This is a genomic window from Lysinibacillus sp. FSL M8-0337 (assembly GCF_038593855.1).
Classification (GTDB): domain Bacteria; phylum Bacillota; class Bacilli; order Bacillales_A; family Planococcaceae; genus Lysinibacillus; species Lysinibacillus sphaericus_D.
Genome location: NZ_CP151996.1, coordinates 882529 through 898907 on the forward strand (window position 1 = coordinate 882529; position 16379 = coordinate 898907).

Sequence of the window (16379 nt, forward strand, 5' to 3'; positions counted from 1 at the left end):
TAGAATCGAAGAAATATCAGATAATGGGGGCGTCCTCATGGATACGAAATCACAAACTTCCTTTCAAGAGAAGGCTTTGGAGCTTTTAGTTGCTGATGCAGATAAAATTGCTCGCCTCATTCGAGTACAAATGGATCATTTAACGATGCCACAATGCCCTTTATATGAAGAAGTATTAGATACACAAATGTTCGGCCTTTCACGTGAAATTGACTTTGCTGTGAAGCTTGGACTGATTGAACGCGAAAAAGGCAAGGCCATTCTCGATTCACTCGAGAAGGAACTTTCTGTACTACATGACGCGTATACAGACAAATAAAAAGAAAAAACTCAAACGCTGCTTGCGATTTGAGTTTTTTTTCTAGAACGAGGTTTTCCAATGAAACAATACTTAAAACGATATGCTCAAAATTTTGATTACCCATTATTTTTTACGGTTTTGTTGTTAAGTTTATTTGGCTTAGTAATGATTTATAGCTCAAGTATGATGGTGGCAATCGTCCACAAAGAACAAGCACCTGATTATTTTTATCAAAAACAACTCATTAACTTAGCAGTCGCGTCTTTAGGATTTGTGGCCGCAGCATTTTTCCCTTATAAGCATTATGCAAATAAGAATATTATGTTGTTACTGACGATTGTGTTAATTGTGCTCTTTACTTGGGTAAAAGTAGCTGGTAATGGGGCAGAGGAAGTAGGCTCTCAAAGTTGGATTAGTGTACCAGGATTGGGGAATTTCCAGCCTTCCGAATATGCGAAACTATTTATAATTTTATATTTTGCAGCAGCATTTTATCGGAAATCTCAAAAATATACATTTGAAAAGCTTCAGCCAACAGAGATTTTTTATCCGATTTTCCTGTGGATACTTGTTGTAGCTGGTGTAGCCTTTGAAACAGATTTAGGGGCAGTTATTATTTTATGTGGTATCGCTGTATCTGTGGTCGCAGCAAGTGGTATTCCTTTTAAAACGTTTTGGAAGTTTTTTGGTGTTTTAGGTGCATTTGGTACAGCTATTCTAGGCATGCTCTGGCTATTTAAAGGTGAATTATTAAAAGGGAACCGTAAAGGACGTATCGAATCTTATTTTAATCCATTTGATTTTGAAAATGGAGTGGGTCACCAAGTTGTCAATAGCTATTATGCAATTGGCGGTGGCGGTCTAGAAGGTAGAGGACTCGGTCAATCTATTCAAAAATTAGGTTATTTGCCTGAGCCACAAACCGATTTTATTATGGCGATTGTAATGGAGGAACTTGGCGTTTGGGGAGTTCTAATCGTCTTAGGTGGTTTAGGATTTATTGTATATAAAGGTTTTTCCATTGCATTGCGAACAAAAGATCCACTAGCACGTATGATTGCTGCTGGGATTGCGAGCTGGATTGCCTGGCAATCGTTTATTAATCTTGGGGGTGTAACCGGGTTAATCCCGTTAACCGGTGTCACGCTGCCTTTCATTAGTTACGGCGGGACATCTATAATTTTGCTATCTTTAGCTATGGGGATATTGATTAATGTTTCCATGTTCGAAAAGGTAGAAAGAAGGAAATCACAAACATAAGGGGGATACCTATGGAATCAATCAACAAAATCCTTGTAGCCAATCGGGGAGAAATTGCAATTCGAATTTTCCGTGCGTGTACGGAGCTCAACATTCACACAGTCGCTATTTATTCACGTGAGGACAGTGGAGCATTCCATCGCTTTAAAGCGGATGAAGCTTATTTAGTAGGGGCAGGCAAGAAACCAATCGATGCGTATTTAGATATTGAAGGCATCATTGCAATCGCTAAGGATGCAGGCGTTGATGCGATTCATCCAGGGTATGGTTTTTTATCAGAAAACGTGGAATTTGCACGTCGTTGTGAGGAAGAGGGCATTTTATTTATCGGTCCAACTTCACAACATTTAGATATGTTTGGAGATAAGGTAAAAGCGCGTGAACAAGCCATTAACGCAGATATTCCTGTTATTCCGGGTACGGATGGTCCAGTTGCTTCAGTAGAAGAAGTACAAGCTTTTGGTGAACAATATGGATACCCGCTTATGATTAAAGCTTCTTTAGGTGGCGGTGGACGCGGCATGCGTGTTGTGCAAACAAAGGACGATGTTGCATCTGCTTACGAACGTGCCAAATCAGAGGCAAAAGCAGCTTTTGGGTCTGATGAAGTGTATGTAGAAAAATGCATACTTCACCCAAAACATATTGAAGTCCAAATTATAGGCGATAAAATGGGTAATATTGTGCATTTATATGAGCGTGATTGTTCGATTCAACGTCGCCATCAAAAGGTTGTAGAGATTGCGCCATCAAATTCAATTTCAGAAAATTTAAGAAATAGAATTTGTGATGCAGCAGTTCAAATAATGAAAAATGTCTCGTACATAAATGCAGGGACAGTTGAATTTTTAGTTGCGGGCGATGACTTTTATTTCATCGAGGTAAACCCTCGAATTCAAGTAGAGCATACAATTACGGAAATGATTACAGGCATTGATATCGTCCATGCGCAAATTAAGGTGGCGGCAGGCTACAGCTTGCATAGCGAAGAAATACACATACCGCAACAAGCGAATATTCCGATGATTGGTTATGCGATTCAAGCACGTGTGACAACCGAAGATCCAGCGAATGATTTTATGCCAGATACAGGGAAGTTAATGGTATATCGTTCAAGTGGTGGCTTTGGCGTTCGTTTAGATGCAGGGAACGGATTCCAAGGTGCCGTTGTTACACCGTATTATGATTCATTGCTTGTGAAAATTTCAACATCAGGTATGACCTTTAAAGAAGCGGCTGCGAAAATGGACCGTAACTTAAAAGAATTTCGTATTCGCGGGGTAAAAACGAATATTCCATTTTTAAATAATGTAGTAACGCATAAAAATTTCTTAGAAGGTTCGTTTGACACGAGCTTTATTGATACAACGCCTGAATTATTCAATTTCCCTGTGCGACAAGACCGCGGGACAAAGCTGTTAAGTTATATCGGTAATGTGACGTTAAATGGTTTCCCAGGGGTGGAAAACAAGGCCAAGCCTATATTCTCACAGCCGATTAAACCACTTGTAGATTTGAATGGGCAGCCGTTATCGGGTACAAAGCAAATTTTAGATGAGCAAGGTGCAAACGGTTTAGTACAGTGGATTTTACAACAGGATGAAGTGTTATTAACAGATACAACGTTCCGCGATGCACATCAATCCTTATTAGCTACGCGTGTGCGTTCACAAGATATGTATCAAATTGCAGATGAAACAGCACGTATGATGCATAACTTCTTCTCGCTAGAAATGTGGGGTGGTGCAACGTTTGATGTAGCGTATCGTTTTTTAAAGGAAGATCCATGGGAGCGCTTAGCGAAGCTACGTGAGCAAATACCGAATGTACTGTTCCAAATGCTATTGCGTGGGGCGAATGCTGTAGGCTACACGAACTATCCAGATAATTTAATTCGTGCGTTTATTGCCGAATCGGCTGCATCGGGTATTGATGTCTTCCGTATTTTCGATAGCTTAAACTGGATTAAAGGGATGGAAGTTGCCATTGATGCGGCAAGAGATGCAGGGAAAATTGCAGAGGCTGCGATTTGCTACACAGGTGATATTTTAGATGACGGACGTGCAAAATACTCCGTGCAGTATTACAAAGATATGGCTAAGTCGCTAGAGGCGTCAGGAGCCCATATTTTAGCGATTAAGGATATGGCTGGGTTGTTAAAGCCGGAAGCTGCTTACCGCTTAATATCGGAGCTTAAAGAGGCGACAAACCTACCAATTCATTTGCACACGCATGATACAAGTGGCAATGGGATTTATTTATATGCAAAAGCCATCGAGGCTGGGGTAGATATTTTAGATACTGCTCTCGGTGCAATGGCAGGTTTAACGTCACAGCCAAGTGCTAACTCGTTATATTATGCGATGAAGGGTAGCAAACGTGAAATTCGTGCAGAAATTGAATCGCTTGAAAAGCTTTCTTATTACTGGGAAGATGTGCGTAAATACTATAAAGATTTCGAAAGTGGCATGATTAGTCCTCATTCTGAAATTTATGTCCATGAGATGCCAGGTGGTCAATACAGTAACTTGCAACAACAAGCAAAGGCTGTTGGCTTAGGCGATCGCTGGGATGAAGTAAAACGCATGTATTCACGTGTCAACCTATTATTTGGAGACATTGTGAAAGTGACACCGTCATCTAAAGTAGTCGGTGATATGGCATTATTTATGGTGCAAAACGAATTAAATGAAGAAACTGTTATATCTAGAGGGAAAACGATTGATTTCCCTGATTCTGTTATTGAATTTTTCCAAGGTTATTTAGGGCAACCACACGGGGGCTTCCCAGCGGCACTTCAGAAAGTGGTATTGAAAGAGCGTGAACCAATTACTGTTCGTCCAGGTGAACTGTTAGAGGCGGTTAACTTTGAGCAGCTTGAGGAAGTATTGGCGGATAAATTAAATCGTCCTGTTACGAAGAAAGATATACTCGCTTATGCACTTTACCCGAAAGTATTTGATGAGTATGCGAAAACGCTAGAGTCCTTCGGTAATATTTCAGTGCTAGATACGCCAACGTTTTTATATGGCTTAAAGCTAGGCGAAGAAATTGAAGTAGAAATCGAAAAGGGCAAAACATTAATTATTAAGCTGGTATCAATAGGTGAACCACAGCATGATGGTACACGTGTTATTTACTTTGAATTAAATGGTCAATCGCGTGAGCTTGTCATTCAAGATATGACGGTAGAAGTGGATGGCAGCATAGCCTTGAAGGCAGATCCAAGCAATCCGAACCAAATTGGGGCAACAATGCCAGGGACTGTATTAAAAGTCGTTGTATCTAAAGGCAGCCCTGTCAAACGTGGTGACCACTTGTTAATTACCGAAGCCATGAAAATGGAAACAACTGTACAGGCACCAAAAGATGGTATAGTGAAAGAGGTATACGCAAGTGCGGGAGATGCCATTTCAACAGGTGATTTATTAATTGAAATTGAATAATTAACGATAAAAAAAGGTTATTAGTAGCTATTGTAGCGCACTAATAACCTTTTTCTTAGTAGTAGAAAGTGCTTAAGGTGTGTTATAAATCCATTTTCAAAACAGATGGTTTGAAAAGAGCATTAAAGCCCACTTTCTTTCTCGACATTCAGCGTCTTTAGCCATTGCACTGACTTAGCCACAAATAGGTTGTAATTGTCTACCGTTTTATTGCTGAAGGTGCCTATTTGTTAACTACGAAGACATCAAAAAAATAATATAATCCAGTTGTTTCTTCGCAAAAATTAAAGCCACGCATTATTTTGAGGTTAGGAGGAAGGATGTGATGGAAAATAAAAAAGATTCGACAGCAACGTGCCGAATCTTTTTAGTTATTTATTTTTTTCATTATAGTTGCTACGTGCTACGAGCATAATCATGTAACAAAGAAGGCCGAATAAAAGTGAAATGAACAATGAGTGTAATAAAGCTACTGTTAAATTCAATCGAGTAAGGACTACTAACATACCTGCTAGAACTTGTAGAATAACGATGATGAAAGCAGTAATCCAGCCATAATAAATAACACGTTGTTGTTTGTATTCTTTTATAGCGTGCCAAGTTATGTATGTAATCCAAATGAAAATAATGATAGCTGCCAGTCGATGTCCCATTTGAACCCATTCGTACATATTGTTAGGTTGAGCAAACGGTGTTTCGTTGTAGCAAAATGGCCAGTCAGGACATACTAAACTAGAATCTGTATGTCGAACAAGTGCCCCTGTATAAACGACTAAATAAGAATAAATTGTGACAGCAATTGTATGCCAACGTAGTTTTTTCCCAATAAATACGTTATCAGCATCAAACTTCCGATCAACTTCAAATACAATCATAGAAAGAATCAGAACGGCTGCAAAAGAAATAAGTGAGATTCCAAAATGCAAAGCGAGAATGAAGTCTCCTTGTCCCCATAATACTTGAGCTGCTCCAATAAGTGCCTGTGCAATTAAGAAGAACATCGATAAAAAACCTAAAAATTTTACTTCACGAATATGACCAAGTTTCCGCCATGTCCAAATTGTTAGAACGAGAATTGAGATGGATACGACTCCTGTAACAAGACGATGGGAGAATTCAATTAAAACTTCTGTTGTAATTTCTTTTGGGATAAGAGAACCATTGCAATCTGGCCAGTTTCGACCACAGCCCAAGCCACTATCTGTTTTTGTAACGAGTGCCCCGCCAAGTAAAATAAGGAGCATTCCCACTGTAGCGGCAACAGCAAACCACTTCATATACCTGTTGTGTTGCATAAAATGAGTCACCTACTTTATCTATCAATATTACATGAAAGTAATGTTTCTGCTACTAGATGATATCTAAAATACAATTAAAATACAACTTGTAAAGAGAAGGGAGTATTAGATGTCGATTCCATTTCACAAATTGTTCATAATTTCGTACTTTAACCTTCACAATTCATTTTAGAAAATGTTTTACTATAGATATGTTGTTTTTAATTATATTTCTAGACAAAGCTAATTTTTACAACTTCATCTAAATTTCACTAAACGTCTAGAAATCAATCGCAAATTTCGCTATAGTTATTGTTAGCGGAATATGCTTACAAAAATGAAAGGAGAGGTAACATGTCAAACGGTCGTACGTTATCGGCTACTAGAAACACTGATCCAGAATCAACATCTGTTGTAAAAGATTTCTTAGCTTTGATAAAAATTGGGATCGTTAACTCGAATCTTGTCACAACGTTTACAGGGATGTGGCTGGCATTTCAGTTTACTGGTAGACATTTCTTGCAAGAGCTTAATGTCATCGTTTGTATCATGCTGGGTGCTGCATTAATAATTGGCGGTTCTGGTGCAATGAATAATTTCATTGACCAAGATATTGATCCCATTATGAAACGAACGAAGTCAAGACCGACAGTTACAGGTAGATTTAAGCCGAATTTTGTATTGACCATTGCCCTCTCATTTTTAATTGTAGGTGAAATTTTGTTATTTACGGCATCATTTGCAGCCGGCATGTGGGGACTAGTAGGAATATTCGCTTATGTTGTTCTGTATTCAATGTGGTCAAAAAGGAAGCATGTTAGTAACACGATAGTCGGAAGTATTTCGGGGGCGATTCCACCTGTAATTGGATTTGCAGCAGTTGAACCTGCACTCGGCCCAGGAGCACTTGCTCTCTTTCTTATTATGTTTGCATGGCAACCACCGCATTTTTATGCGCTTGCTATGAAACGTACTGAAGAATATCGTGCAGCTAATATTCCAATGCTACCAGTAGTGAAAGGTTTTAAACGAACGAAGTACTCAATGTTTTTCTGGATTCTTTTATTATTCCCGTTACCGTTCCTTTTACCTGAGCTTGGAATTGGATTTTTAGTGCTTGCGACTACTTTGAACTTAGGCTGGTTAATACTAGCTTTAAAGGGCTTTACCACAAAAGATGATATGAAATGGGCAAATAAAATGTTTATTTACTCATTGAATCATATGACGATCTTATTTGTGGCAATTATAATATTTGCGGTGTTCAGCTAAATTTAGGGATTCTTTCTTTCACAAGAATTCATATAGACAGAACCAATGTCCTAGGTACACATGAAAATACAACAAAGAAAGAGGGGTTTAATTAAGCTATGATGAAAGGGCTTAAAAAGTGGCGTCTTTTTTCACTTCTAGCAGTGATGATGGTTTTCCTTTCAGGTTGTGGTGAAGATTATATTTCTGCACTGAAACCATCTGGTCAAGTAGGTAAAGAACAATTCAACCTATTATTGTTGGCTACTGGAATTATGACGTTAGTTATAGTTGTAGTATCTGTTATCTATTTACTTGCATTCTTAAAGTTCCGCCGTTCAAAAGTAGGCGAAAATGTTATTCCTAAGCAAGTAGAAGGTAGTCACACACTTGAAGTAATTTGGACAGTTATTCCTATTATTTTATTATTAATCTTATCTGTACCGGTTGTTACAGCTACTTATAAATTTGCAGATGTTGCTGCAATGGACGAAGTAGATGAAGCAGGTAACAAAACGGCTCTAACAGTAAACGTAACTGCAAAATTATACTGGTGGGAGTTCGAATACCCTAACCAAGGGATTGTAACAGCTCAAGAATTAGTTGTACCAACAGGTCAAAAAGTTTACTTTAACTTAAAAGCTGCTGATGTTAAGCACTCATTCTGGATTCCCGCGATTGGCGGTAAAATGGATACGAACGTAGAAAACTTAAACAAATTCTACTTAGTATTTGATAAAGAATCAGCAGATCTTAAAGATGGCGTATTCTATGGTAAATGTGCTGAGCTATGTGGCCCTTCACACGCACTAATGGACTTTAAAGTAAAAACAGTTAGCCCAGAAGCATTCGATGCTTGGGTAGCAAACATGAAAGCAACTGAAGGACAAACTGCTTCTAAAGATTCAACTGATCTAGGTGAAGCAACATTTGCTAACAGCTGTTTAGCTTGTCACGCTGTATCTGGCGTAGGCGGTACTGGCGGCGTTGGTCCTAACTTAACTACATTCGGTGACCGTAACCGAGTTGCAGGTTTCTTAGAACATAATGAAGAAAACTTAAAAGCATGGATTAAAAATCCAGGAGAATTCAAACCAGGTAACTTAATGATGAATCCTGAAGGTACTGCACCAGTCTATGGTGATTTAACTGATGAAGAAATTCAAGCTCTTGCAACTTACATCATGGGCTTATCAGTAGAGAAATAATTTTTGTTTATGTAACAAACTTTGAGGGAGGTAAAAGTTGTGAGCTCATATACACAGAAAAAGGGCTTTGGAGCAGCTGTCTGGGATTACATTACAACTGTTGACCATAAAAAGTTAGCTGTAATGTATTTATTAGCCGGTACATTGTTCTTCGCTATCGCTGGTTTTGAAGCGTTATTAATGCGTATTCAGTTAATGAAACCAAATAACGATTTCGTGTCAGCTGGTTTTTTCAATGAATTATTAACGATGCACGGAACAACAATGTTATTCCTTGCTGCGACTCCATTACTATTCGCATTTATGAACATGCTTGTACCATTACAAATTGGTGCACGTGACGTTGCATTCCCGTTCCTTAACTCTTTAGGGTTCTGGTTGTTCTTCCTAGGTGCTGTATTCCTTCACCTGTCATTCTTTATGGGTGGCGCTCCTGATGCGGGCTGGACATCTTATGCATCATTATCTTTATATTCTCCAGGTCATGGTATTGACTTCTATGTACTTGGTTTACAAATTTCAGGGGCAGGTACGTTAATTTCAGGTCTTAACTTTATCGTTACGATTATTACAATGCGTGCTCCAGGTATGACATTTATGCGTATGCCATTATTCACTTGGACTACATTAGTAGCAAGTGCATTAATCTTATTCGCATTCCCTCCATTAACAATTGGTTTATTAATGATGTTAGTTGACCGTATGTTCGGTGGTAACTTCTTTGACCATACAATGGGTGGTAACACAGTAATTTGGGAACACTTATTCTGGATCTTCGGACACCCAGAAGTATATATTTTAGTATTACCAGCTTTCGGTTTATTCTCGGAAATTATCCCAGCATTCTCTCGTAAGCGTCTATTCGGATACTCTTCAATGGTATTCGCAACAATTTTAATTGGTTTCCTAGGCTTCATGGTTTGGGCTCACCACATGTTCACAACTGGTCTTGGGCCAACTGCGAACGCAATCTTCGCTGTTGCAACAATGGCAATCGCCGTTCCAACAGGTATGAAAGTATTCAACTGGATCTTAACTATTTGGGGCGGATCTATTAAAGTTACGACACCAATGCTATATGCACTTGGTTTCATCCCGTCATTCGTTGCGGGTGGTGTTACTGGGGTAATGCAAGCATCTGCTCCACTTGACTACCAATTACACGATTCTTACTTTATCGTTGCTCACTTCCACTACGTAATCGTTGGTGGTATCGTTACGGCTTTATTCGGTTCAGCGCACTTCTACTGGCCAATTTTCTTCAACCGTATGTTAAACGAAGCGCTTGGTAAATTGACTTTCTGGGTATTCTTTATCGGATTCCATTTAACATTCTTCGTGCAACACTTCTTAGGTTTAATGGGTATGCCACGTCGCGTATTCACTTACATGGAAGGTCAAGGTTGGGATCAGTTCAACTATATTTCTACAATCGGTGCATTGATGATGGGTGTAGGGGTTATCTTAATGGTAATCAACTGCTTAATGTCTATCAAAGGTAAACCAGCAGGTCGCGATCCATGGGGCGATGGTCGTACTTTAGAATGGTCAATTCCACAACCAATTCCATTCTACAACTTCCGTCAAACACCACTTGTTCGTGGTCTAGATCCATGGTGGATTGAAAAACAAGAAGGTAATAAAGAAGTGACATTTGCTGAGCCAATTGGTGATATCCATATGCCAAACAACTCTGCAATTCCATTCGTTATTTCTTTAGGTTTATTTATCGCAGCATTCGGTGCTCTTTATAATACAGATGCTGATAAACCATGGTCAATTTATGTGTTAATTATCGGTCTTGCTATTACATTTGGTGCAATGATTGTCCGTTCTGTGAAAGATGATCACGGTTTCCACTTACACAAAGAAGACATTCTTGAAATTGAAGAACAACTTTACGGTAAAGGAGGAAATAAATAATGGATTACAATACTAAATTTACTCCTCATACTTGGCCAGACCATCCTGAACAAGCAACGATGGAAGGTAAAAATAAAATCGTTGGATTCTGGATTTTCCTTGCCTGTGAAGTTGTGCTTTTCGCAAGTTTATTTGCTACTTATTTAGCACTTAAGAACAAAGGGCCAGCTGGCATGGAGTTCACAACACAAGGTTTATTTGAATTACCGTTAGCATTTGCCATGACGATGTTATTATTAACATCTTCACTAACTTCAGTTTATGCAATTTACCATATGCGTAATTTTAATTACAAAGGTATGCAAACTTGGTTAGCCATCACTTTACTTTTAGGTCTTGGTTTCCTTGCCCTAGAAATTTATGAGTTCCAACACTATGTGCATCTTGGTTTCACATTTGACCAATCTGCATTCGCAACTGCGTTCTATACGCTAGTAGGTACACACGGTTTCCACGTATCTTTAGGGTTAGTTTGGATTACAACTTTACTTATCCGTAACGCTAAACGTGGTCTTAACTTGTATAATGCACCTAAGTTCTTCGTGGCTGCCTTATACTGGCACTTTATTGACGTAGTTTGGGTATTTATCTTTACAGCAGTATACTTGATGGGAGTGATCGGATAATATGTCATCACATGATACACCTGTAGTTGCTAAGTCTCAAGCTCAATTTGAATATGATCGTCATCATAATGCCGTTCATATGCGTAAACAAGTAATCAACTTTGCGATTATGATTTTCTTAACATTTATCGCGTTCGCTGTCGTTGCAGCTGGTTTTTCTAAATACTTTATAGCTCCATTTGTTCTATTGCTTGCTGGCGTTCAAGTTGTCCTACAACTTTATGCTTTCATGCACTTAGAAGACAAAAAAACACACTTCGGTGGTGTGATTGCTTTCTTTATGTGGATGGGGATTTTAATCGCATTTACATTCTTCTTAGCATTTTTAACAATTATTTGGTGGTAATCACCAAAAATGAGCATGTTCTCTGCAATTTGCAGAGACATGCTTTTTTCGTTTACAAACAGAAATTGATTGCTTGTAAATTGTTCACCGTTCGTTCATTGCAGTATAGCTGTAAGCGTTTTATAATGGGAGTACTGAAGTTTTGATTACGTCTCGGTATAAATAGGTGTTATTTTATAGTGTCTGCTTTTTAAATCTAGGACATGTGCCAGAGGCTTAACTTTGTTTGTAGAAGTTTGTTTCCAAAATAAGTAGAATGTTTTAGCGTGCATTACACTTTTAGGTGTTAGCAATGTATGCTGAAATAAGGTAAAGGAGCGCTAATAGTATGCCACTTAGTATATTTGGTTTCCAAGCTTTATGGAGCCCGTATTTAATAGGGGTTCTCATTTTTATAACAGTAATTTATTTTTTAGTGACAACGAAATGGCGTAAAGATTTTAAAGTCAGTGAGCCGCTGAAAAAAGGTGAAGCGATTTATTTCGTATTGGCAATGATTACGATTTATATTATAAAAGGCTCTCCAATAGATGTTATGGCTCATATCATGTTTACGATGCATATGGTGCAAATGGCTATTCTTTTATTACTTGTACCAATTTTCCTTATTAAGGGTATTCCTTGGTGGGTATGGAAAGTTGCAATTGAAGCGCCAGTTGTCAAACCATTATTTAAAGTGTTAACATTACCAGTGGTTGCGATATTTGTTTTTATTGGTCTATTTTCTTTCTATCATTTACCGTCAGTTTTAGACTACATTAAATTAAACGAGACGTTACATGGTACATATACTTTTGTATTATTTGTTTCTGCTGTGTTAATGTACTGGCCTTTAATTCAAAAAATGCCAAATAGCTCTGAAATGAAACCCTTGCATAAACTAGCTTACATTATTGCCAATGCTGTTTTAATTACACCTGCGTGTGCATTAATTATTTTCGCACCGAATGCGATGTATGAAACGTATACGAGTGGTGAAGCTTGGTTAAAGGCAATGGAGCTATGTGTACCGGCCTCCACTTTATCTAGCTTGTCATTATCTGGACCAGAGCTATTTACAGATATGAAGCCTGTGGCGGATCAGCAACTTGGTGGAGTGCTTATGAAAATATTGCAAGAAATTATCTTTGGTGTATTAATCGGGGCTATCTTTACAAAATGGTATCGTTCTGAGCAAAAAGATCCTGATAAAATTACTGCCGATGCATTAAAAGCACACCAACAGAAATGGGAAAGAGAACAACATCAGCTGTAATAAGTGAAATTTATATTGTATAAGGGGTTTTGTGAATGGAATTGCAAATTTTGCCTACTATAAGTACATCATTTATCGTGATAAGTGCAGTACTTGTAGCAATTGGTTGGGGCTTAATTATAAAGGGAAAAGTAGAAGCGCATAAAAAAGTTATGTTAGCTGCTGGTGTTGCTGCACTTTGCTTCTTTATCATCTATGCTTCACGTACGGTCTTTATTGGTAATACAGCGTTTGGTGGCGGTGAGGATTTAAAACCTTATTATACATTCTTTCTAATTTTCCACATTACTTTAGCAACTGCTGGGGCAGTGTTTGGGATTGTTAGTATTATTTCAGGTTTAAAAATGAACATTAAGCTTCACAAACGCATTGGACCAATTACTAGTATTATTTGGTTTTTTGTAGCAGTCACAGGTGTTATGGTATACATGTTACTGTATATACTATTTGAACCAGGTGAAACAACGTCTGTTATTAAAGCAATTTTAGGATTTTAACGCAAAAATCTCCCTCCTTACTCTTTCGTAGGTGGGAGATTTTTTATAGAAGGCTGATTGAATAAAGATAGTGCTACAACAACGAGTAAAGGACCGATTAAAATACCGAGAAATCCAAATATTTTAAAGCCAACAAACATTGCGATAAAAGTGGAAAGTGATGAAAGCCCGATTTTGTCTCCAATAATTTTTGGTTCAATCATGCGTCGTATTAAGAAAAGAATGACTGTCAGCGCAATTAAGGCAATAGCAAAGACATAGTCACCTGTAAAAGCTTTGTAAATTGCCCAAGGAATTAGCAAAATAAACGAGTCTAAAAAGGGAATAATATCTAATACGACAAGTAAAAGTGCTAATATTAATGGAAAAGGTGTTTTTAACAAGTAAAATGCGATTAAGGCTACTGCAAAAATGCAAACACCAACAAGTAATTGTGCCTTCAAAAAGCCGAATAATGCCACTTTTACTCGTTCCCCAATAAAGAGTATTTTTTGTTGGTAATGAAAGGGGATAGGAGTCAGAAGTTTTCGATTAATGGCTGGTAAATCTAAAAGCAACATATATAACACAATCCAATAAACGAAAATATCAAACAATTGATTTGGTATATGTGTCAGTAATGATGACCAAACATTTATATTTGTTAACGAAAGGGCAAATTTTTCAATGGAAGAAAGTGCTCGTGCAATCATGAATTGAATTTGTGTTACGAGATCTAAAGGTAAATGATACGTATAGTTAGCTAGTTTAGATTGAATTTGAATCCAGAGTGCTGATAATTGGTTAAGATAATCTGGAATATGAATAATAATTGATGAAAATTGTTTCCAGCCTATAAAGCCTACCAAAATACATAGTAATAGTGTTATGCAAAAAAATAATAACCAAAAAATGGAGACGATAATTTTCCGTTTTTTTCGAAAGCGTTTGCTCATACGGATAATGAGCGGTTCTAATAATAATGCAGTTACATAGGCAAGAAGTATGGGAAAAGATAAGGATAAAAACCAAAGTATAATCAATCCTAAAGCGATAACGATTATTGGATGACGAAAAAAAGGTTGTTTAAGAAATTGTATCAAGAATCTCACCTACATCATTTGAAAGATATTGTTAGTATGAGAAGAAATATTTTTTTTACTCAAAATAAAAAAGACTGGACCACCAGTCTTTTCTTGATACATATCTATTTGTTATGACAAGCTCGCATTTTTTAAGATTGTTGCGCTTCGAAGCAACTCTGTCGTTAATAAGATGCAAGTGGTGAAGGCATTGGCTTTCACGAGAAAGTCGTTAGCGCTAATTATGCGTTAACTGGCTCCAATGCTTTTTTATTAGAAGGAGATTCAATTGCGAATGCTTCTAAGTCTAATCTTACTTTGTTTAAGATTTCGTCACATTTTTTGACAAGGTGAGCTGGGAAAACTTCATCTGCACCATACTCAACGCCGTGTGGATAGTAGTATTTACCAAGAACTGGTTTCATTAATGTTAGAACTGCATCGTGTGCTCCAACATCACCAGATTGCGCATAGGCGAATACACGTAGGTAGTAACGACCTTCACGAGTATCAAAACGACGGTCAAAAGTCATTCGTTCGTAATCCCAAGCACCATCACATTCTAAACCATTTTTTTTCATAATGTTTTCAATCAGTTCTTGGTCAGCTGTTAAATTTTCAAGGTTAGTGTTCTCAAAATACATCTAATAATCCTCCTTTAGCTTTTTATACAAAGTATACGCTCATTTTTATAATAGAGCATATTCGACATTGTTGCAATGACAACATTGTGTCAACACGTTTACAATTGATATAATAACTTACAATAATGGTGAAGAAAAGGAGTCGTGTATGAAAGCATTATTTCGCATTTTAATTGTCTGTGCAACAATTGCGTTTATCGGCTTTATGTTCTTTAATACTGCAAAAGAAAATGAGCCGCTCGAAGGACCGAATGCCAATTCAAATATTATTCCAAAAACAGAGCTGGAGCAGCCGGATGTAGGTGCGATGTCCCGTCCACAAAGTGGGATGTCGACATTTATTGGACAAGGAACTCAGATGATTGTAGAACAATACGGTGAACCAGCAAGAAAAGAGCCTTCATCATTTGGTTACGAATGGTGGGTTTATAACACAAGTGTGTCAACATTTTTTATGCTAGGTGTGCAAAATAATATTGTGACACAAGTATACATAGCCGGAGATAAGTTGGATGCTTCACCTTTTAAAATTGGTCAGAAGCGCGACGATATTTACCGAATGACAATTATTGATTATGAAGTGGCAGCGAATGTAGGAGAAAATATTTTTATTTTTTCTATGAGTGAAGAAGATATGCAGACAAGACTACTCGTTAAATTTGACGGGCTTTTTGCACAGCTTTATGTTGATAGCGAAACAGGTGAGCTACAAGGCGTTCGCTTTACAGATAGTGAGACGTTAGTCCTGCATCAGCCTTATGAAATGATTTATCAAGGTGAGCTTGTGAGTCCAACACCTCCATCCTCCTTTTTACAACAGGAAATTAATGAAGCAAGTGCTAGACAGCTCGATGATTTAATTAACGTCACACGAGCTCATCACCATTTAGCACCATTGGAACTTGATGAAAAATTAGAAGAAGTGGCAAAACTACACAGTGAAGATATGAAGGTACAAAATTTTTCTGGTCATGAATCACCAACGAACGGTGATTTAAAGAAACGTTTAGATGCACAGGGTATTGTTTTTAATAATGCGAATGAAAATCTAGCGACCGCGTACTTCGATGCTATTGAAGCAATGCATGGTTGGCAAAATTCACCAGAACATCGTAAAGTCATTTTAAATGATAAATATTCGGCAGTAGGGTCAGGTGTCTTTTTAAATTACTATACCCAAATTTTTATGGAACCGACGAAGCAAAAGGATGACAGTGAGAAAGATACGAGTGAAGAATCGGTTGAGAATTCAGAAGAATAATAAGGTGCCAGTCACTCACACAA

14 protein-coding genes are annotated in these 16379 nt (G+C 37.7%); 11 read left to right on the forward strand and 3 right to left on the reverse strand.

The features are described 5' to 3' along the window. Positions 1-37 precede the first annotated feature (37 nt). The 3 genes from MKY08_RS03980 to pyc are packed head-to-tail and all read left to right on the forward strand — an operon-like array spanning position 38 to position 5007. Positions 38-319: a YlaN family protein gene (locus tag MKY08_RS03980; protein WP_024362181.1), complete on the forward strand. Its 282-nt coding sequence runs from the start codon at positions 38-40 to the stop codon at positions 317-319. Positions 320-379: 60 nt separating this feature from the next. Next, positions 380-1561 carry an FtsW/RodA/SpoVE family cell cycle protein gene (locus MKY08_RS03985; protein ID WP_069510316.1) on the forward strand — a complete coding sequence of 394 codons (1182 nt, stop codon included), beginning with the start codon at positions 380-382 and terminating at the stop codon, positions 1559-1561. An 11-nt stretch (positions 1562-1572) separates the two neighbouring features. Then, positions 1573-5007, forward strand: a complete 3435-nt coding sequence (gene pyc / locus MKY08_RS03990) for a pyruvate carboxylase (RefSeq protein WP_069510315.1) — start codon at positions 1573-1575, stop codon at positions 5005-5007. Positions 5008-5378: 371 nt separating this feature from the next. Here pyc and MKY08_RS03995 read toward each other — a convergent pair whose 3' ends face one another. After that, the gene (locus MKY08_RS03995; protein WP_069510314.1) at positions 5379-6302 is read right to left on the reverse strand and encodes a heme A synthase; all 924 of its coding nucleotides are present in this window, start codon (positions 6300-6302) and stop codon (positions 5379-5381) included. A gap of 336 nt (positions 6303-6638) precedes the next feature. Between MKY08_RS03995 and cyoE the strand changes: the two genes are divergently transcribed. The 7 genes from cyoE to MKY08_RS04030 all read left to right on the forward strand — a co-directional run bounded on the left by cyoE (position 6639) and on the right by MKY08_RS04030 (position 13390). Next, entirely contained in the window at positions 6639-7556 is a 918-nt protein-coding gene (cyoE, locus tag MKY08_RS04000) for a heme o synthase (protein WP_069510312.1), read from the forward strand. Between the two features lie 98 nt (positions 7557-7654). Beyond that, the gene (gene coxB, locus MKY08_RS04005) at positions 7655-8743 is read left to right on the forward strand and encodes a cytochrome c oxidase subunit II (protein ID WP_069510311.1); all 1089 of its coding nucleotides are present in this window, start codon (positions 7655-7657) and stop codon (positions 8741-8743) included. Positions 8744-8782: 39 nt separating this feature from the next. Beyond that, on the forward strand, positions 8783-10666 hold the full coding sequence (gene ctaD, locus MKY08_RS04010) for a cytochrome c oxidase subunit I (protein ID WP_069510309.1): 1884 nt from the start codon (positions 8783-8785) through the stop codon (positions 10664-10666). Next, a complete protein-coding gene (locus MKY08_RS04015; protein ID WP_024362174.1) occupies positions 10666-11292 on the forward strand; it encodes a cytochrome c oxidase subunit 3 in 627 nt (208 codons plus the stop codon). The genes ctaD and MKY08_RS04015 overlap by 1 nt, the downstream gene beginning before the upstream one ends. A 1-nt stretch (position 11293) precedes the next feature. Further along, a complete protein-coding gene (locus MKY08_RS04020) occupies positions 11294-11638 on the forward strand; it encodes a cytochrome C oxidase subunit IV family protein (RefSeq protein ID WP_069510307.1) in 345 nt (114 codons plus the stop codon). A 328-nt stretch (positions 11639-11966) separates the two neighbouring features. Beyond that, positions 11967-12893, forward strand: coding sequence for a cytochrome c oxidase assembly factor CtaG (gene ctaG, locus MKY08_RS04025; protein WP_069510305.1), 927 nt, complete (start codon positions 11967-11969; stop codon positions 12891-12893). Between the two features lie 35 nt (positions 12894-12928). Continuing rightward, on the forward strand, positions 12929-13390 hold the full coding sequence (locus MKY08_RS04030; RefSeq protein ID WP_069510303.1) for a DUF420 domain-containing protein: 462 nt from the start codon (positions 12929-12931) through the stop codon (positions 13388-13390). 17 nt (positions 13391-13407) lie between these two features. On the opposite strand, the gene ytvI is transcribed toward MKY08_RS04030, so the two are convergent. Both ytvI and MKY08_RS04040 read right to left on the reverse strand, forming a co-directional pair. Beyond that, positions 13408-14472 (reverse strand): sporulation integral membrane protein YtvI, encoded by a 1065-nt coding sequence (gene ytvI, locus MKY08_RS04035; RefSeq protein WP_081327893.1) that lies wholly within the window; start codon positions 14470-14472, stop codon positions 13408-13410. A gap of 221 nt (positions 14473-14693) precedes the next feature. After that, a complete protein-coding gene (locus MKY08_RS04040) occupies positions 14694-15095 on the reverse strand; it encodes a YugN family protein (protein WP_024362169.1) in 402 nt (133 codons plus the stop codon). Positions 15096-15243: 148 nt separating this feature from the next. On the opposite strand from MKY08_RS04040, the gene MKY08_RS04045 reads away from it, so the two are divergent. After that, a complete protein-coding gene (locus tag MKY08_RS04045) occupies positions 15244-16356 on the forward strand; it encodes a CAP domain-containing protein (RefSeq protein WP_069510301.1) in 1113 nt (370 codons plus the stop codon). Positions 16357-16379: the final 23 nt, after the last annotated feature.